15 protein-coding genes and 1 pseudogene are annotated in these 18,055 nt (G+C 50.0%); 6 read left to right on the top strand and 10 right to left on the bottom strand.

Annotation, left to right across the window (positions count from 1 at the left end; all coding sequences use genetic code 11):
• Window positions 1-3: 3 nt before the first annotated feature.
• Both PJU73_RS09035 and pyk read right to left on the bottom strand, forming a co-directional pair.
• A complete protein-coding gene (locus tag PJU73_RS09035) occupies window positions 4-573 on the bottom strand; it encodes a TMEM165/GDT1 family protein (RefSeq protein ID WP_237090419.1) in 570 nt (189 codons plus the stop codon).
• A gap of 362 nt (window positions 574-935) precedes the next feature.
• The gene (gene pyk / locus PJU73_RS09030) at window positions 936-2,405 is read right to left on the bottom strand and encodes a pyruvate kinase (protein ID WP_237090420.1); all 1,470 of its coding nucleotides are present in this window, start codon (window positions 2,403-2,405) and stop codon (window positions 936-938) included.
• 234 nt (window positions 2,406-2,639) lie between these two features.
• On the opposite strand from pyk, the gene PJU73_RS09025 reads away from it, so the two are divergent.
• Window positions 2,640-3,140: a hypothetical protein gene (locus PJU73_RS09025; RefSeq protein ID WP_237090421.1), complete on the top strand. Its 501-nt coding sequence runs from the start codon at window positions 2,640-2,642 to the stop codon at window positions 3,138-3,140.
• 40 nt (window positions 3,141-3,180) lie between these two features.
• A complete protein-coding gene (gene arsB, locus PJU73_RS09020; protein ID WP_237090422.1) occupies window positions 3,181-4,185 on the top strand; it encodes an ACR3 family arsenite efflux transporter in 1,005 nt (334 codons plus the stop codon).
• A 69-nt stretch (window positions 4,186-4,254) separates the two neighbouring features.
• On the opposite strand, the gene PJU73_RS09015 is transcribed toward arsB, so the two are convergent.
• On the bottom strand, window positions 4,255-5,157 hold the full coding sequence (locus tag PJU73_RS09015) for a LysR family transcriptional regulator (RefSeq protein WP_237090423.1): 903 nt from the start codon (window positions 5,155-5,157) through the stop codon (window positions 4,255-4,257).
• Window positions 5,158-5,261: 104 nt separating this feature from the next.
• Between PJU73_RS09015 and PJU73_RS09010 the strand changes: the two genes are divergently transcribed.
• Both PJU73_RS09010 and PJU73_RS09005 read left to right on the top strand, forming a co-directional pair.
• Window positions 5,262-5,651, top strand: a complete 390-nt coding sequence (locus PJU73_RS09010) for a DoxX family protein (protein ID WP_237090424.1) — start codon at window positions 5,262-5,264, stop codon at window positions 5,649-5,651.
• Window positions 5,652-5,737: 86 nt separating this feature from the next.
• Window positions 5,738-6,340 carry a nitroreductase family protein gene (locus PJU73_RS09005; protein ID WP_237090425.1) on the top strand — a complete coding sequence of 201 codons (603 nt, stop codon included), beginning with the start codon at window positions 5,738-5,740 and terminating at the stop codon, window positions 6,338-6,340.
• A gap of 78 nt (window positions 6,341-6,418) precedes the next feature.
• Here the strand turns inward: PJU73_RS09005 and PJU73_RS09000 are convergent, their stop codons facing one another.
• The 5 genes and pseudogenes from PJU73_RS09000 to trxA all read right to left on the bottom strand — a co-directional run.
• Window positions 6,419-7,003: an NAD(P)H-dependent oxidoreductase gene (locus PJU73_RS09000; RefSeq protein WP_237090426.1), complete on the bottom strand. Its 585-nt coding sequence runs from the start codon at window positions 7,001-7,003 to the stop codon at window positions 6,419-6,421.
• Window positions 7,004-7,053: 50 nt separating this feature from the next.
• On the bottom strand, window positions 7,054-7,503 hold the full coding sequence (locus PJU73_RS08995) for a methyltransferase family protein (protein WP_237090427.1): 450 nt from the start codon (window positions 7,501-7,503) through the stop codon (window positions 7,054-7,056).
• A gap of 220 nt (window positions 7,504-7,723) precedes the next feature.
• Window positions 7,724-8,227, bottom strand: a complete 504-nt coding sequence (locus tag PJU73_RS08990; RefSeq protein WP_237090428.1) for an OsmC family protein — start codon at window positions 8,225-8,227, stop codon at window positions 7,724-7,726.
• Between the two features lie 150 nt (window positions 8,228-8,377).
• The gene (locus PJU73_RS08985) at window positions 8,378-8,719 is read right to left on the bottom strand and encodes a thioredoxin family protein (RefSeq protein WP_237090429.1); all 342 of its coding nucleotides are present in this window, start codon (window positions 8,717-8,719) and stop codon (window positions 8,378-8,380) included.
• Window positions 8,719-9,045, bottom strand: a pseudogene (gene trxA, locus PJU73_RS08980) (thioredoxin); the annotation flags it as partial. The gene PJU73_RS08985 and the pseudogene trxA, both read right to left, overlap by 1 nt.
• 116 nt (window positions 9,046-9,161) lie before the next feature.
• Between trxA and PJU73_RS08975 the strand changes: the two are divergent.
• Together PJU73_RS08975 and PJU73_RS08970 are read left to right on the top strand one after the other, a co-directional pair.
• A complete protein-coding gene (locus PJU73_RS08975; RefSeq protein ID WP_237090431.1) occupies window positions 9,162-10,073 on the top strand; it encodes an AraC family transcriptional regulator in 912 nt (303 codons plus the stop codon).
• 161 nt (window positions 10,074-10,234) lie between these two features.
• Window positions 10,235-12,259, top strand: coding sequence for an OPT family oligopeptide transporter (locus PJU73_RS08970; protein ID WP_237090432.1), 2,025 nt, complete (start codon window positions 10,235-10,237; stop codon window positions 12,257-12,259).
• A gap of 294 nt (window positions 12,260-12,553) precedes the next feature.
• Here PJU73_RS08970 and PJU73_RS08965 read toward each other — a convergent pair whose 3' ends face one another.
• Window positions 12,554-13,804 (bottom strand): hypothetical protein, encoded by a 1,251-nt coding sequence (locus tag PJU73_RS08965; protein ID WP_237090433.1) that lies wholly within the window; start codon window positions 13,802-13,804, stop codon window positions 12,554-12,556.
• A gap of 25 nt (window positions 13,805-13,829) precedes the next feature.
• Entirely contained in the window at window positions 13,830-17,924 is a 4,095-nt protein-coding gene (hrpA, locus tag PJU73_RS08960; RefSeq protein ID WP_237090434.1) for an ATP-dependent RNA helicase HrpA, read from the bottom strand.
• Window positions 17,925-18,055 lie beyond the last annotated feature (131 nt).

Here is an 18,055-nt window from a genome sequence, read left to right as displayed (position 1 = left end):
GCCTTACCAAGACGGGCTTTGTCCAAACAGGGTCAGCAGACCCAGCAGGCAAAACAGTATGCAGGCGGCCAGCCGCACTTTGGCGGCGGGGATTTTTTTCATCAGCATTTCGCCCAGATACACCATCGGCACATTGGCCAGCAGCACACCGATCACGCTGCCGGCAACCACCATCGTCAGTTCCTGATATTTTGCCGCCAGCAACACCGTCGCAATTTGGGTTTTGTCGCCGATTTCGGCAAGGAAAAACAGCACCAGCGTGGCGGTAAATGCGCCGTATTTCAACCATTTATTATCGGGATCGCCGTCTTTGTCGGGCAACAGCAGCCACAAGCCGACCACAATAAAACTGCCGCCGACCAGCCATTTGAGCATGGCGGGCGACACCACCTGCGTCAGCCACATTCCCAGCGCTGCCGACAGCAAATGGTTGAGCAGCGTGGACACCAGCACGCCCATCACCACTGCATTTTTCTGGGCATAACGTGCCGCCAGAAACAGCGCCAGAAGCTGGGTTTTGTCGCCGATTTCGGCCACCGTTACCCCGAAAATTGAAGAAAAGAAAGCCTCCATGCCCGCTCCGTTCCGATAAAAACGCCTGTTCCGCCAGACCCGCACTCAAAAACGGCGGCATACGCCGCCAAACCGAAACTGCATTATATAGTGAAAATACATAATTTCCCATCTTCACCATACGGCAAGGCCGTCTGAAAATCGGATTTTCAGACGGCCTTGCTGTTTTATCTATAGTTAATCCACTGAATCATTCATACGGTTTTTAAACAGGGCGTAGGTTGGGTCGAGACCCAACACGATTGGAAACACCTTGAAACATAATATTTTGTTGGGTTACGCTCGTGCCTCGCTAACCTCAACCTACGCCTGCTTTTGTATGGAAAATTCGGTGTTTTAACTATAGCCGGACGGAACAAGATTTACTCCACCCGCAACACTTCCAATGTATTGGTCGAACCGGTTTCCCGCATTTTCGAGCCGCTGGTGATGATGTATTGGTCGCCCCGATTCAGGATTTTGCGTTCAAGCAAGGTTGCTTCGACCTGCTGAATGGCTTTATCGTGGTTGGTGCTGGTCGCTAAAATCATCGGCCGCACGCCGCGGTAGGCTGCCATTTTCCGCTGCGCTGCCACGTTCGGAGTTAAGGCAAAAATCGGGAGTTGGATATTGTGGCGGCTGATTTCAAAGGCGGTCGAACCGCTTTCGGTGAGTGCCACAATCGCTTTGGCACGCACGGCACGGGCGACGCTGACAGCGCCCGAGGCAATCGCCAGATTGGTGCTGACGGCGCAGTCTTCGACATATTCGGCAACGCCGATTAAAGAATCCTGCTCTTTTTCGGCTTCGGCACAGATTTTCGCCATTTGGGTAACGGTTTCAAAAGGATAGGCACCGACGGCGGTCTCTGCCGAACACATCACGGCATCGGTGCCGTCCAGCACGGCATTGGCCACATCGCTCACTTCGGCACGGGTCGGCACGGGGTTGGTAATCATGCTTTCCATCATCTGCGTGGCGGTAATGCTGAAGCGGCGCAATTCTCTTGCACGGCGGATCATGCGTTTTTGCAGTGCCGGCACGGCGGCATGGCCGACTTCCACCGCCAAATCGCCGCGGGCGACCATAATGCCGTCTGAAGCCAAGATGATTTCGTCTAGATTTTCGATGGCTTCCACCCGTTCGATTTTCGCCACCAAGCCCGGACGGATCAGGCTGCTGCCTGCCATCGCTTCTTCCACTTTTTGGCGGGCAAGCTGCAAATCTTCGCCGGATTTGACAAAGCTCACCGCCAAATAGTCGCAACCGATTTCCACCGCTGTCTGCAAATCACGAAAATCTTTTTCGGTCAGCGCACCGGCGGACAGGCCGCCGCCCCGTTTGTTGATACCTTTATTACTTTTCAACACATAGGAATTTTCAACGGTTGTAATAATTTTACTTCCGACAACCGAGTCCACGGTCAGGGTCAGCAGACCGTCGTCAAGCCACAATACATCGCCGGCGGCAACGTCTTTGGGCAAATCACGGTAATCCAAACCCACCGCTTCCCGTGTGCCTTCGCCGCTTAAATCAGCGTCCAACACCAGTTTTTCGCCCTGATTCAATTCAATGCTGCCGCCGGCAATTTTGCCGATACGGATTTTCGGCCCCTGCAAATCCGCCAAAATCGCAATTTCCTGACCGCAGCGGCGGGCGGCTTCCCGCACCAGCTTGGCATTTTCACGGTGAAACTCAGGCGTGCCATGGCTGAAATTGAAACGCACCACATTCAGGCCGCCGGCACGAATCATGTCTTCCAATAATTGCAAATCGTTGCTGCCCGGCCCCAAAGTAACCACGATTTTGGTATTGTGGCTGATGCGGGCAACGTCTCGTTGAGCTGCGTTCATAGATGAATCCTTTTCTTTTCTGTATTGTCTGTATTGTTTTGCGGCATAAATTCTAACGTGAAAGACTGTTTTAAGGTGTAAAATTACAGAAATTTATGATTTAAACCAAATTTTCTAGTAAAACTACCGAATAACGGTTTTCAGACGGCCTTGCTGCAGCCAACCTTTTGCCCGCCACCCCAAAATCCATTAAAATGCCGCATCAACAGGCTATTTTGACCGCTGGAATCCGAGATGAAACGACTGCTTACTTCCCTGCCCGTATGGCTGGTGCTGGCCGATATGGTTTACGGTTTGGGTATCAACGTCTATCAAAGCCTGAACCTGCATCAGTCGGCCGCCCCCGACAGCCCGTCGCTCACGCCGGAAATTGCGTTCAACAGCCTGCAGATTATTTCCAACGGCGGCATGGTCCTGATAATCGGCTTCGGCCTGACGGTTTTGCTGCAGCTCAACCGCAGCGTATTACGTCGGCAAATTCTGCCCATCGGCATTTTCCGCACCCTCGGCCTGATTGCCGTGTTGGCGTTCAGCCTGCCCGCCGTGTGGGAATGGTTTTGGGCCATTCTGAACCTGATGTCCGGCAACAACACCATCAACCTCCACAATCCCCGCTACCTGATTACCGCCCTCTGCCTCCCCCTGACCGCCCTACTCTGCCTCACCCGCCTGTTCGGCTGGTACCGGCTGCACCGGACACATTCGCCCGAAGCGGTGTATGGTGAAAGAGAATAGGGAAATGGTTGCCTCATGAAACCCAAAAAAGGAAGAATAAATGGGTATTTTTGAACGATTTTTGAGTATTTGGGTGGCGTTGGCAATCGTTGCCGGAGTTGGCTTGGGGCTTTGGTTTCCACACATCATCACACAAATTGCAACCCTTGAAATTGCACATATCAATTTGCCTGTGGCGGTATTGATTTGGCTGATGATTTATCCGATGATGATCCAGATTGACTGGTCGGCAATCAAACATATTGGCAAAAAGCCGAAAGGGTTGGCGATGACGGTTGTTATCAACTGGTTGATCAAGCCTTTTACGATGGCGTTTATCGGTTGGCTGTTTTTCCGTGTTTTATTTGCCAATTGGGTCGGTGCCGATGACGCTCAAGCCTATATTGCAGGAATGATTTTGCTCGGCGTTGCACCCTGTACGGCGATGGTTTTTGTGTGGTCGCAACTGGTAAAAGGCGATCCGAATTATACGTTGGTGCAAGTATCGGTCAATGACATTATTATGATTTTTGCATTTGCCCCGATTGCCGGTTTTTTACTGGGGGTCAGTGATATTACCATTCCTTACGACACGCTGTTTTACAGTACCTTGCTGTATGTGGTGCTGCCATTGATTGCTGGGGCGGCTACTCGGAAAATTTGCCAAAAAACAGATCGTTCTTTAGCCGTGCTTGGCAAAAAATTAAAACCGTTTTCAATACTGGGTTTGATTTTAACCGTGGTGTTGCTGTTTGCATTTCAGGCTCAAACCATTGTGGCAAATCCGCTTGTGATTGTGTTGATTGCTATTCCTTTGCTGGTTCAAACCTACGGTATTTTCTTTTTGGGCAATTTAATGGCTAAATGGCTCAAACTGCCGCATAACATCGCCGCACCTGCCTGCTTGATTGGAACAAGTAACTTTTTTGAACTTGCCGTTGCCGTCGCCATTTCTTTATTCGGTTTACATTCCGGTGCGGCATTAGCCACGGTTGTCGGCGTATTGGTTGAAGTACCGGTTATGCTTTCATTGGTGTCGTGGATAAACCGTAATCACACTGTTTAACAAATTGTCTGCAAAATAGTAAACAGGCCGTCTGAAAATCAATTTTCAGACGGCCTTGATATATGCGTGTTACGTTCCGTCCGCCTCGCTGCTGAATTTCTCGCTGAGAAAGTCGATAAAGCTGCGCACTTTTGCGCTCAGAAACGCCCGATCGACATACACGGCATTCAGTTGGTCGGACACCAGCGTGTAATCGGGCAACAGTTGCACCAAACTGCCCGCTTCCAGCTCTCGGCGTACGACCCAAAACGGCTGGTAGCCGATGCCTGCGCCCGCCCGTATCAGTTGGCCCACCATCAGCGTGTTGTCGGTCTGAACCGCTGATTTCAGGTTGAGCAAAGACCGTTTGCCGTCGGCGTTGCGGGTAATTTCCAAGCTGCGCTGGTCGGTGTAGGACGGCAACACGGCGTTGCAGCGCATGATTTCTTCGGGGGTGGTCGGCATACCGCTGCGTTGCAGGTATTCGGGCGAGGCGACTAAGACAAAGCGGATTTTCGCCAGCGGTTTCACAATCAGCGAGGGATTGAGCGTTTTTGAGACTCTGAGCGCCAAGTCGAAACCTTCGGCAATCAGGTCGATATGGCGGTTGTCCAACACCAAATCCAGCTCTACTTCGGGATAGCGTTCCCGATATTCCACCAGCCAGCCGCTCATGCAGAAATTGGCAAACCAAAGCGGCATGGTTACCCGCAGCAGACCCTGCGGTGTATCTGCGCCGCCCGCTGCTTTTTGCGCCGCTGTGTCCAGCGTATCCAAGGCATAGCTGCACTGGCGGTAATATTCTTCGCCAGCTTCGGTCAGATGCAGATTGCGGCTGTTGCGGTGCAGCAGTTTGGCTTTAATCGAATTTTCGAGATGGCGCACATGTTTGCTCGCCATCGCTGTAGAAATATCCAACTGGTCCGCTGCTTTGGTAAAGCTGCCGTTTTGCACCACGCTGCGGAAGACTTTCAAACTGAACAGGGTGTCCATCTTTTCTTATCCGGAAATATTACATCAATAAAAGCAGTATATATCTACTGTAAAGAATTATCTATACTGCCTGCTATTGATTATTATGTATCGGAATTTATCCTATGAACGCTTTACAACGCTTCCAACCTGTTTTACTCGCCGTGTTGCGCATCGTAACCGCCTATCTGTTTCTGCTGCACGGTACGGCGAAATTTTTTGAGTTTCCGATTTCCATGGGCGGCGCACCGCAAGGTATCTTTTTCGCAGCCGGCGTATTGGAAATTGTCGGCGGCATTTTGCTGATTTTGGGTCTGTTTACCCGCCCGACTGCCTTTATTTTGTCGGGCCAGATGGCGGTTGCCTACTTTATGGCACACGCCGCCGAAGCGCCGCTGTTCCCGATTGCCAACCACGGTGAATCTGCCGTTTTGTTCTGCTTTGTCTTCCTTTATATTGCCGCTGCCGGTGCCGGTTCGTGGGCGTTGGATCATGCGTTCGGCAAAAACAAGTAATTTTTTACGCTCCACATCAAAAACAGAAACCGCCGCCTCCCACAAGGCGGCACGGTTTCCAACAACAAGCACAAAAAGGATTTAAGATGTCTTACCAAACCCTGATGAACGCTGCCGCAAACCGCCGTTCAATTTACGCCCTCAATAAAAAACTGCCGATCAGCCGTCAGGAAGTGCAGCAAATTGTCGAACACGCCCTACTGCACACGCCTTCGGCATTCAATTCGCAAAGCACCCGCCTGGTGGTGTTGTTCGGCGACGAACACGAAAAAGTGTGGCAATTTGTCGAAAACACCCTGCGTGCCATCGTTCCCGCCGAATCGTTTGCCCCGACCCAAGAGCGGATCAACGACTTCAAAGCCGCCGCTGCCACCATTCTCTTTTTTGAAGATCAGGAAGTCGTAGCCGGTCTGCAGCAACAGTTCCCCGCCTACGCCGATAATTTCCCGATTTGGGCGGATCACGCTGATGCGATGGTGCAATATGCTTTGTGGACAACCTTGAGCGCCGCCGATGTCGGCGTAAATCTGCAACACTACAATCCGCTACCTGATGCCGATATTGCCAAAGAATGGCAAATCCCTGCCAACTGGACGCTGCGTGCGCAAATGGTTATCGGCGGTATCGCCGCCCCTGCAGGCGAGAAAACGTTCAAACCGGTGGAAGAACGGCTCAAAGTATTCGGTTAATCCCCCTACCTGCCGCTACTTTTCTAAACAAAACGCCATCTGAAAATAAGACGGCGTGTTTTTTATAAAGGGCGGTTTTTAGATATGTTTGGCAACGTGTTCGGCAAAATCCTGCAAATCTTGGGCGATGTCTGGATTTTTTAACACATCATAGCTGGCAAAGCTCGGAAGTTTTTGCATACCGATGTAGCGGAAGTTGGCGTGGATTGGCAATAATAAATCGTCTAAACCTTTGCCTTCAAACAAGTATTGGTTCGGATCGTCCAGCGATGCTTTCGGCATATTGAAGGTTGCTGAGAGCATATACTGTTTGTCGCCCATCAGTCCACCCGTGCCGTATTGGGCATCGGGGTTGCTACGACTTCTGCCGTCGGACACGCACAATACTCCGCCACGACCAGCGTTGAACACATCGTCAATATAGCGTTTGGCTTTCCACGCTAAGCCCATCCAGTTACTTGGAAATTGGAAAATCACGGCATCCGCCCATTGGAATTTTTCCAGCTCGTCCGCCACATCGTAGTTTTCTACTTCCGATGTTTTGACTTGATAGCCTTTGCCTTCAAGGGTTTGTGTGGCGGTTTCAATAAACGAGCGGGTGAGTTTGCCTTCGGCGACCACAGGGTAAAATTGATGACCGTTGATGATTAAGATTTTTTTCATAAAACACTCCTAATGAAAAGTTAAGTTTTTTAAATTGCCTAAAATCGAGCCTATAACCAGCGTCGGGTTTGGCGACAGTAATCGGCATAGTCTGCACCGAATTTTTCTGCCAAAAGCCGCTCTTCAGGTTGAATTTGCAAAACGGTAATAATCCAAATAAACCCAACCACGCCGAGCCATGCCAGCATATGCCCCAAAAATATTGCCCAAGCGGTCAAAAATAACGCCATGCCCAAATACATCGGATTGCGGCTAAAACGCAAAATACCGTGGCGGACAATCTGCGTGGTTTGGTCGGGGTGGTGCGGGCTGAGCGTGGTTTTTGCCTGCGACAATGCCCTTGCACCGGCGGCGGTAATCAAACCGCCCGCCACAGCGATGATGGCGGCAAGCCACGATGCGGACGGTAGCGAAAAGGCATCGGGGGCGATGTGTGCCAAAAGCCACATTGTCAAAGCGGTCAATAAAGTCCACAAAGGCGGCGGGATTTTTAGTTTCATGGTTGAGCCTTTTTTTTCAAATTTTTCAAATGATGAAAAATTGCATTATGGCAAAAACAAATCGTCTATTTTTGGCTTTTTTTCTGTATGTTATTGCCTAATCTGACAAGTCCAGTTAAAGCAAAAGCCGTCTAAAAACCGCTTTTGGCAACCCGACCAAATTGTCTGAAAATATCGGATTGCCTTTTAGATTTGCCATCTAAAACAGCGGCGGTTTGGTTTATACCCGTTTGGTGATAATTTGCGTGCCGTTCACCAAAGTATCACAAAGCGGTGAAAATGCTTCTAACTTCACGATTAAATCATCCAACTGTGCGTCGGTCGCTGTGGCACTTTTTAGCTGAATATCAGCACGGATTTGGCTGACACCTTTGCGGGCGTTAGGGTTTAAGCCCAGTACACCACCCAAATCGGTATCGGCGGCAAAATTGATGCGGATATCGTCAAGCTCAATGCCGTTTTGCTCGGCTAAAATCGCCAAAGATGCGGTGTAGCAGCCTGCGAGCGATTGCAGCAGATATTCAATCGGCGAAAGCCCCAAATCTTTACCGTCTAATAATGGCGGTTCATCGCCGATGGTTTGGAATTTGCCCACACGGCTGCTGTCCACTTTACCGCCTAAAATCGTATTGCCCGTGCTGGTTTTCATGCTCAATCCGCCGTTGCTTTGGCTGCTCATTTCTAAAGTCAGTTTGCCTTGGCTCAAATCTTTAATCTTTTTCAACGATTGCACCAAATTCACCGATAACATTTAAATTAACTGAAGGTTTCATTTTCTTTTCCTTTTGTTGATAACAAGACACCATGCCTTGTTGGTTGCCTATTATAAATAAGGGTTAGGGATAATACTTGCCTAAAACACGCTAATTATTGCCTAATTTGACAAGTTGTTTTCATCTTGCATCAGTTGCAGATAATCGTCCAACATCGCCTTTAATTCCGCTGTTTTGATGTAACGGGCGGTGCGGTACACTTCTTTGTTGTCAAAGAACACCAGCACCGCAGGGGCGGTCAGCACGTGAAAACGGCTGGCGATACTCGGCACAAGGCTGATGTCGGTAAATACGCCGTTCACTGCGGGCATTTGTTCCAGCAATTCGCCCACTTGATGGCGGAACACGCCACACACGCCACAATTCGGGGCTTGCACATAAAGCAGGCTCAGGCGTTTACTGGCGATAGCCTGCTCAATGTCGCTAAGGCTTTGTTGCAACATTACAGTGCCTTTTCAATCAGCGATGCAAGTTGCGGTTTTGGCATTGCCCCTGCGGTTTGCTGTAGCGGTTTACCTTGTTTGAAGGTGATTAAGGTCGGAATGCTACGAATGCCGTAACGGGCGGAAAGCTCGGGGTTTTGATCCACGTTGATTTTTACCACTTTCGCTCTGCCCGCATAATCTTCTGCCAACTCGTCCAACATCGGGGCGATCATCTGGCAAGGCGGACACCAGTCAGCATAAAAATCAACCAACACAGGTTGCTCGGATTGAATCACATCTTGCTCAAATTGTTGATCGTTTGAATAAATAATTTTGCTCATTTTGTTTTTCCTTTTGAAAGAATGTTTGCTTGATGTGGCGTATTATAGGCGAGTTTCTGCTATACTATTTGCCTAAAACGAGCAGATTATTGCCTAATTTGATAAATAGGGTGATTAAAATGAATAACGACAAACTTCGCCAACTTGCCGAGCTGATTGAAAGCTTAACCCGTGAAGAAGGGTGTTTTTTGACCACGGATATTCCCACATTGAGCCTGTGTCGGCGAAATCACACGACCCAGCCGATGCCGTGCATTTATCCGTTAAGCCTGTTTTTAGTGGTGCAAGGTTCGCAACATCTTAATTTTGGCGACAGCGTGCGACAAATTGAGCAGGGGCAAACGGCACTGACCACAATGGATCTGCCCGTGGTGTCTAATGTGCTGAACGCCAGCCAGCACACGCCTTATTTGAGCCTGCGGATTGAGCTGGATGCAATGATGCTTAGGGAACTGGACGAGCAGATTGCGTGGCAACCGAAGATGTCCAGCCTGTCGGATACGCTGTCGGTGTTCCCTGCGGACGAAGAATTGTTAGATGCCTTGATCCGCTTGGTGAAATTGCTCAAAACGCCAAATTTGCAACCGCACTTATTGCCGTTGATTGAGCGAGAAATTGCGGTGCGGTTATTATCCAGCGACCATCACGCTATGCTAAAACGGGTATTGACGCAAGGCACGATTGAGCAGAAAGTGGCGAAAGTGATTGCCTATTTCAACGAGCATTACACTGAAAAAATAGAAATGGACAAGCTGGCGGAAATGGTATTTATCAGCCCGTCATCGTTGCGACAACATTTTCGCAAAATCACTGGCACCAGCCCTTTGCAATACCAAAAACAGCTACGCCTGCAAAACGCCCGCCGTTTGATGTTCAAGGAAAACAAAGACGCAACCACGGCATCCTTGGCGGTCGGCTACGAAAGCCCGAGCCAGTTCAACCGAGAATACGCCCGCTTCTTCGGCGAACCGCCCCATCGGGATATCCAACGCCTGAGAAATAATGAAATGCAGTTTGGGCGAATTGTGTAAAAACCAAACAATGAGGCCGTCTGAAAACCTGATTTTCAGACGGCCTCATCATGTTCAAACCGCTCAAATCCCCAATCTCAATGTAAAGAAATGCCGCAAACATTGACAAATCTTTGCGTAAACCACAACATAAGCTGTTCCCGTAAAAAAGAAAGCATAAAATGACACAACACCAGCACGACCCCTATGCCGGCTACCGCGAGCTGACGCTGCGCGGCATGATTTTAGGGGCATTGATTACTGTGGTTTTCACCGCCTCCAACGTTTATCTCGGCCTCAAAGTCGGCCTCACCTTTGCTTCCTCGATTCCGGCAGCCGTGATTTCCATGGCGCTGCTCAAATTCGCCAAAGGCAGCAATATTCTGGAAAACAATATGGTACAGACGCAGGCTTCGGCGGCGGGTACGCTCTCGACCATTATTTTCGTATTGCCCGGCCTGTTGATGGCGGGCTACTGGAACGGTTTTCCGTTTTGGCAAACCACGCTGCTGTGTATGGCGGGCGGCATTCTCGGCGTGATTTTCACCATTCCGCTGCGCTATGCAATGGTAGTCAAAAGCGACCTACCCTATCCTGAAGGCGTAGCGGCGGCCGAAATTTTGAAAGTCGGTAGCGGCGAACATGAAGGCGGAAAACAAACCGGCGGCAGCGGCATTGCCGAAATCGCCACCGGCGGTCTGCTGGCAGGTATTGTGAGCTTCTGCACCAACGGTTTGCGTATCGCCGCCGACAGCGCCAGCTACTGGTTCAAAAGCGGCGCAGCCGTGTTCCAACTTCCGATGGGTTTTTCACTGGCGCTCTTGGGCGCAGGCTATCTGGTCGGCCTGACCGGCGGTTTGGCAATCTTACTGGGCATTTTCATCGCATGGGGCGGCGCTGTTCCCTACTTCTCCGCCCATTTGCCGCAACCTGAAAATCTCGACATGGTCGGCTTTGCCATGCAGCTTTGGAAAGAAAAAGTCCGCTTTATCGGCGCCGGCACCATCGGCATTGCCGCCATCTGGACGCTGATTACCCTGATGAAACCGATGGCCGAAGGCATGCGCCTGTCGTTTAAAGCCTTCAAAGGCGGTTCGGAAGCCTCCGCCGAACGGGTCGAACAAGACCTGTCGCCCAAAGCCATGATTTTGTGGACCTTGGGCATGATGCTGATTTTGGCACTGACCTTCTGGCAATTTGTCGCCGATGCCCACATTTCGGGCGGTTTGGCATGGCTGCTGGTGATTGTCTGCACCCTGCTTGCCTCACTGATCGGCTTTCTCGTCGCCGCCGCCTGCGGCTACATGGCCGGTTTGGTCGGCTCGTCTTCCAGCCCGATTTCCGGCATCGGCATTATCTCGATTATCGCCATTTCACTGGTTTTACTGCTGATCGGCGACTCCGGCGGCATGTTTGCCGATGAAGCCAACCGCAAATTTATGCTGGCACTGGCACTGTTTTGCGGCTCGTCCGTTATTTCCGTTGCCTCGATTTCCAACGACAACCTCCAAGACCTCAAAACCGGCTACCTCGTCAAAGCCACCCCGTGGCGGCAGCAAATCGCCCTGATTATCGGCTGCGTTGTCGGCGCACTGGTGATTTCGCCGGTATTGGAACTGCTCTACCAAGCCTACGGCTTCACCGGTGCCATGCCGCGCGAAGGCATGGATGCCGCCCAAGCCCTCGCCGCACCACAAGCCACGCTGATGACCACCATCGCCACCGGCATTTTCTCGCACAACCTGCAATGGAACTACATCTTCACCGGTATCGCCATCGGCGTTGCCCTGATTATCGTTGACATCGTGCTGAAAAAATCCACCGCCTCCCGCATGAGCCTGCCCGTATTGGCAGTCGGCATGGGCATCTACCTACCGCCGTCTGTCAATATGCCGATTGTGATTGGCGCTATTTTGGCCGCATTCCTGAAACACACCGTCGCCAAACGCAGCAGCAACAGCGAAGGCCGTCTGAAAAACGCTGACCGCATCGGCACTCTGTTTGCCGCCGGCCTGATTGTCGGCGAAAGCCTGATCGGCGTGATTCTCGCCTTTATCATCGCCTTCTCCGTAACCAACGGCGGCAGCGATGCCCCGCTCGCCCTCGCATTGGACAACTGGGACACCGCCGCCAAATGGCTCGGCCTGGCATTCTTCATCACCGGCATGATGATTTTCGCCAAACGGGTGTTAAAAGCCGGGAAGTAAATGGTTGCCCGTTTTGAACGATTAAAACCGTGTAAACGGTAAATAAAACAGGCCGTCTGAAAATCTGATTTTCAGACGGCCTTAACTTTAGGAATGTATTTAATATAGTTAAAACACCGAATTTTCCATACAAAAGCAGGCATAGGTTGTGGTTAGCGAGGCACGAGCGTAACCCAACAAAATCTTATGTTTCAAGATTTTTTTAAATTAATGTTGGGTCTCGACCCAACCTACGCCCTGTTTAAAAACCGTATGAATTATTCAGTGTATTTACTATAAATGCTAGGAATTACCTCATTTTAATACAGCACCCGAAATATATTGAGGATTTAATGGCTGTATCATATCCTTTTTTATTACCAGACATTTTTTTGCTTCATATTTATTTTGCAAATTCATAGCACTTTCAGGACAAAATACTTTCGTATCCCCTAAACTCCATGCCATATAGCCATATAAAGCATTTTTTCTAGCTGCTAGCCGATAATTTAAAAGGTAATCATCTTTTTCACATATATCTAGCTTAAACTCTTTTATACCTGGCTTAAACTCTTTCTTCATTTCCACAAAATCTTCAGGATGCAACGGGTTATTTTCTTTATCAATCGTTAATAGATACCAAGATGAGTCTTGAGGTTTTTCTATAAAACGAATAGGGTATAAAATTTCTGACGTGTACAAGTCTTTAAAAATCAGACATATACAAAAAAATAAACATAATAAAAATACAGAAATAGATGTAAAGAAACTTCCCCACTTAAATTTATAGTGGATGAAACATCGGATGCAGAACCATAATACTAAACCTAAAACACAATAGTAAGAGAATCTTGTATACACTAAGTAAAGCAGTACAGCACATAACAAACCCTGTAGTAGAATAAAAAAATCCTGCTTGCGAAGGAAACCCTTAAATATTTTATCTTCTTTTAACTCACTATCTAAAGTATTTTTAATTTTTTTAAGCCAACCAAAAAAATCATCTAATTCTTTTAAATCCTTCGCATTACCAGTCTCTTTTAAAAGTTTTTTTCCATTTTCAAAGTTCTTCCATCTCTCTAATTTTTTTTGTGAATTTTTAATTTCTTCTTGAATATTTTTATGATTTTTCTCTAAATTTTCTTCATCTCCCTTTTTCATATTTTCTAATTTATCTATTAATCCATTAATCTCTTTTAATTTTGAAAGAGTTACTATTCTTTCCAATATGCCAAAATCAGCTATATTTTTGATATTTTCTTTATAATTAAACAAATAAATCCTTTGATCCGTATTATGTATAGTTACCAAAAATAAACTAAATGGAAAAATAATTATAAGAAAAGCATAAAAAACAAAAAGGGCAGCGATACTCACAAAACCATTTACCTGAGAAATTACATCAGGAAACAATTCAGCTTGATATATAGATTTTAGATAGTTCAAAACTACTACTCCACCAAAAAAGACAGATAATATTGTTAATATTCCAAATCCTTTAAGAACTATTTCCAAAACCCTCTCAACTTTTTCAGGTACTGCTACCTTATTCATTGGCACATTCATTTCAATACTCCTTAATCCTATTTTATCAACCTTTATTCATTTCTTCCCATAGTTTCAACAACCTTTTCACCGACACCGGATACGGTGTTTTCAATTCCTGTGCAAACAGCGACACTCTTAATTCTTCAACCGACCATTTAAATGCAGCAAGGCCGTCTGAAACGGGCAAGCCTTGTTTGGTCAGGGTGTCGGTTTTTTCCTGCCACATTTGTTCCAATTCCTGAATATCGGCTTCACGGGCTTGGTCTCTTGCGGGATTGCTGATGTATTTGTCCATGCGCAGGGTCATGGCTTTGAGGTACACGGGTAAACGGGGCCATTGCGTCCACGGGGTGCGGGTGGCGAAGCCTTCGGCGAGCAGGGTGTTCAGGCGGTTGCGCAGCAGGTGGGCGAGCGGGTGTTTGCCGCTGCCGGTTTTGCCGTTGAGTTCGGCATAGGCGGCGGCGGTTTCCTGAAGGTAGCGGCTGAGGGCTTCTTTGACGGCGGGCAGGCGGCTGCGGGCGCGTTTGATTTGTTCTTTGAAGGCTTTTTCGTCTCTCGGCAATTCGTCTTCGCCGATAAAGGCACGGTCGCACACGGCTTGGGTCAGGTCTTCCCGCAGGTTGTCGGCGGGTATGTGTTTGAGCAGCATGGCGGCTTGGGTGAAACCTTGCAGGCCTTTGTTGAGGTCTTTGACCTGTTCTTTGAGTTGCAGCTTCATCAGTTCGATCACGCCTTGCCGGTGGGCTTGTGCGGCGGCGGCTTGGGTGTCGAACAGGCGCAGGGCGATGTTGCCGTTTTTTTCTTTTTGCAGACCGAGATAGCCGGTGAGCTGCTGTTTGCCTCTGGCGAATTTGATGGATTCGGGCAATTTGCCGATGTCCCATGTCGTTACTTTGTCCCGCTCGAATTCTTGGGTGTTGTCGCGGAAGGTTACGGCGGCGGCTTGACCGAGTTGCTGTTGCAATTCGTGCAGTTTGCGGCCGCTCGCCAGCTCTTGACCGCCGTCGTCGATAATTTTCAGATTGACGTAGCAATAGTCGGGCAAAACGTGTACCGACCATGAATCTTGGTCGATTTGTTCCAAAATCCGCATATCGCCGGCGGTTTTGGCGATAAAGCGGGCGAGTTGGGGAATAATCGGCTCGTTACGTTCGGGTTCGCTTTCCAAAAAGCGGGTGATAAATTCGGGAACAGGTACGCAGATGCGGCGGATTTGTTTGGGTAAGGCTTTGACGAGCAGTTGCAGTTTTTCCCGCAGCATACCGGGAACCAGCCATTCCAAACTTGCGGCATTGAGGCGGTTGAGCGAAGTCAGCGGCAAAGTCAGGGTTACGCCGTCGAGCGGATGGTTTGGTTCGAAACGGTAGCTGAGTTTGAATCTGCCGTCGGCGGTTTTCCAAAACGGCGGGAACTGTTCTTCGGTAACGTGTGCGGCGGCGTGCTGCATCAGGTCGTCCCGACTGAGAAACAGCAGCTTGGGCTGTTGCTGTTCTGCCTGTTTGAGCCATGTATTGAACGTGCGGATGTCCGCCAGCGGCTGGGTTTTCAGACGGCCTTTACCGGCGAGGCCGTCTGAAAATGCGGTATCCGCCGCTTGGGTTGCGCCCTCGGATGATTTTTCAGACGGCCTGCCGATTTCCACCATCTGCGGCAAACGCTGATGGTAAAATTCATACAGTACTTCATCATCGACCAACACGTCCTGCTTGCGGGATTTATGTTCCAACTCGCTGATTTCTTTAATCAGTTTTTTATTGTGAACAAAAAATGCCGCCTGCAAATCGCATTCCTGCGCCACCAGTGCGCCCCGGATAAAGATTTCCCGGGCTTCGTCGGGGGCGATTCTGCCGTAGGCAATCGGGCGGCGGGGCAAGACGGTTAAGCCGTAAAACGTTACCCGCTCGCTCGCCACCACTTCGCCCCGTTTCTGCGCCCAATGCGGTTCGAAATAATGGTAACGCATCAGGTGGGCGGCTTCCTGCTCCATCCATTCGGGCTGAATCACCGCCACATCTCGGGCATAGAGTTTGGACGTTTCGGTCAGTTCCGCCGCCATCACCCATTTCGGTTTGGCTTTAAACAGGGCGGAAGCGGGGAAAAGATGAAAACGGCTGCCCCGTGCGCCGAGATAGTCGTTGCCCTCGGGCGACTTCATGCCGACATTGGCAATCAGGCCGGTGAGCAGCGCACGGTGAATCTGCTCGTAGCCCGCTTCTTTGTCGGCACGGATTTTGCTGCGGTGCTGTTTTTTGTCCAACTGTTTTTGCTTGAGCTTGGCGGAAAGGTCTTGATCGCCCGCCGCCTCGCTCTGCTGAAACGCCTGCTGCGGCTGAGGCCGTCTGAAAGCCTGTTCTTTGGTCGTCAAACCCATTTCCACCGCAATTTGGGCAAGCTGGGCGTGCAGCTCCCGCCATTCCCGCATTCTCAAGTGCGACAGAAAATATTGATGGCACCACTGCACCAGCTGGCGGTTGGACAAACCTTTGTCCCGCTCCCGCTGGAAGCTGTCCCAAATATTCAGATAGGCCAGAAAATCCGACTGTTTATCGTAAAACCGCTCATGCGCCTTCGCCGCTGCTTCACGGGCTTCCAGCGGCCGCTCCCTCGGGTCTTGAATCGACAGGGCGGACACAATCACCAGCATTTCCTGCACGCAGCCGTGTTTTTTCGCCGCCAGCAGCATACGGCTGATTTTCGGATCAACCGGCAATCTCGCCATCTGTTCGCCGAGTTTGGTCAAACCGTTTTTCTCATCAACCGCACCCAACTCCAGCAACACCTGAAAACCGTCGTTGATATAACGCTGATCGGGCGCTTCGAGAAACGGAAACGCCGCCACATCGCCCAGTTTCAACGCCGCCATCCGCAAAATCACCGCCGCCAGATTGCTGCGGATAATTTCCGGATCGGTAAACGGCGGCCGCTGCGCAAAATCGTCTTCCGCATACAGCCGCACGCACACGCCCGCCGATACCCGTCCGCAACGCCCCGCCCGCTGTTTTGCCGCCGCCTGCGAGATTTTTTCCACATGAAGCTGCTCGACTTTGGCACGGGCCGAATAACGTTTCACCCGTGCCAAACCGGTATCGATTACATATTTAATGCCGGGAACGGTCAGCGACGTTTCCGCCACATTGGTCGCCAGCACAATCCGCCGTTTGCCGCCGCTCGGATGGAAAATCTTATGCTGTTCCGAATGCGACAGGCGGGCAAACAGCGGCAAGATTTCGTCATTGCGCCGCAACGGCGATTTACGCAGCGCCTCCGCCGCCTCACGGATTTCCCGTTCGCCCGGAAAAAACACCAAAATATCGCCCTCGCCCAAACGTGCCAACTCGTCCGCCGCATCGACAATCGCATCGGTCAATTCAATTTCCGCATCGTCTTCATCGGTGCTGCGCAACGGTCGGTAGAGAATCTCCACCGGATAAGTGCGGCCGCTGACTTCAAACACCGGCGCATTGTTGAAATGTTTGGAAAAGCGTTCGGCATCTATCGTTGCCGAAGTAATAATCACTTTTAAATCAGGACGTTTTGGCAAAAGCTGTTTCAAATAGCCGAGCAGGAAATCAATGTTCAGACTGCGCTCGTGCGCCTCGTCGATAATAATCGTGTCATACGCTGACAAAAAACGGTCGGTCTGCGTTTCCGCCAACAAAATGCCGTCCGTCATCAGCTTCACATAAGCCTCACGGGACGTATTGTCGTTAAACCGAACTTTATAGCCGACCACGCTGCCGATTTCCGAATGCAGCTCTTCCGCAATCCGCTCCGCCACCGAGCGTGCCGCCAAACGCCTCGGCTGGGTATGCCCGATCAAGCCCGACACGCCCCGCCCCAGTTCCAAACAGATTTTCGGCAACTGCGTGGTTTTGCCCGAACCCGTTTCACCGCAGATAATCGTTACCTGATGCGCCGCAATCGCCGCTTTCAACTCCGCCAACCGCTCGTGTACCGGCAAATTACCGGCATATTCCGGCTTGGGCAACTTCGCCAAACGGCGCAAAAAAAGCTCGTGCGACTTATGATATTTCTGCCGCACCGCCTCCATCCCGCCGAAACGTTGCGGATTTTTAAAAGCAGTTTGCAGAAAATGGCGGTCTTTAGAAAGCGTTTGGGTCAAATCAGCTTGGGACATAATATGCTTATCATTTGAAAATCGAATCAGACCGGTCATTATACAGTAACCCCGGCAATCAGACAGAACCCCGCCCGCCGCCGGTTTTCAGACGGCCTTCGTCAGGGTAAGACCAAACCATTAGCCCGTTT

This window comes from Neisseria lisongii (genome assembly GCF_028463985.1).
GTDB classification, from domain to species: domain Bacteria; phylum Pseudomonadota; class Gammaproteobacteria; order Burkholderiales; family Neisseriaceae; genus Neisseria; species Neisseria lisongii.
The sequence above is the reverse complement of the archived record's forward strand: the minus strand, read 5'-3'. Positions and strand labels throughout refer to the sequence as shown.

What these genes read in the sequence shown, in the direction of transcription:
- PJU73_RS09035 (WP_237090419.1), bottom strand. Translation starts at nt 573, where the DNA reads ATGGAGGCTTTCTTTTCTTCAATTTTCGGGGTAACGGTGGCCGAAATC.
- pyk (WP_237090420.1), bottom strand. Translation starts at nt 2,405, where the DNA reads ATGAACGCAGCTCAACGAGACGTTGCCCGCATCAGCCACAATACCAAA.
- PJU73_RS09025 (WP_237090421.1), top strand. Translation starts at nt 2,640, where the DNA reads ATGAAACGACTGCTTACTTCCCTGCCCGTATGGCTGGTGCTGGCCGAT.
- arsB (WP_237090422.1), top strand. Translation starts at nt 3,181, where the DNA reads ATGGGTATTTTTGAACGATTTTTGAGTATTTGGGTGGCGTTGGCAATC.
- PJU73_RS09015 (WP_237090423.1), bottom strand. Translation starts at nt 5,157, where the DNA reads ATGGACACCCTGTTCAGTTTGAAAGTCTTCCGCAGCGTGGTGCAAAAC.
- PJU73_RS09010 (WP_237090424.1), top strand. Translation starts at nt 5,262, where the DNA reads ATGAACGCTTTACAACGCTTCCAACCTGTTTTACTCGCCGTGTTGCGC.
- PJU73_RS09005 (WP_237090425.1), top strand. Translation starts at nt 5,738, where the DNA reads ATGTCTTACCAAACCCTGATGAACGCTGCCGCAAACCGCCGTTCAATT.
- PJU73_RS09000 (WP_237090426.1), bottom strand. Translation starts at nt 7,003, where the DNA reads ATGAAAAAAATCTTAATCATCAACGGTCATCAATTTTACCCTGTGGTC.
- PJU73_RS08995 (WP_237090427.1), bottom strand. Translation starts at nt 7,503, where the DNA reads ATGAAACTAAAAATCCCGCCGCCTTTGTGGACTTTATTGACCGCTTTG.
- PJU73_RS08985 (WP_237090429.1), bottom strand. Translation starts at nt 8,719, where the DNA reads ATGTTGCAACAAAGCCTTAGCGACATTGAGCAGGCTATCGCCAGTAAA.
- PJU73_RS08975 (WP_237090431.1), top strand. Translation starts at nt 9,162, where the DNA reads ATGAATAACGACAAACTTCGCCAACTTGCCGAGCTGATTGAAAGCTTA.
- PJU73_RS08970 (WP_237090432.1), top strand. Translation starts at nt 10,235, where the DNA reads ATGACACAACACCAGCACGACCCCTATGCCGGCTACCGCGAGCTGACG.
- PJU73_RS08965 (WP_237090433.1), bottom strand. Translation starts at nt 13,804, where the DNA reads ATGAATGTGCCAATGAATAAGGTAGCAGTACCTGAAAAAGTTGAGAGG.
- hrpA (WP_237090434.1), bottom strand. Translation starts at nt 17,924, where the DNA reads ATGTCCCAAGCTGATTTGACCCAAACGCTTTCTAAAGACCGCCATTTT.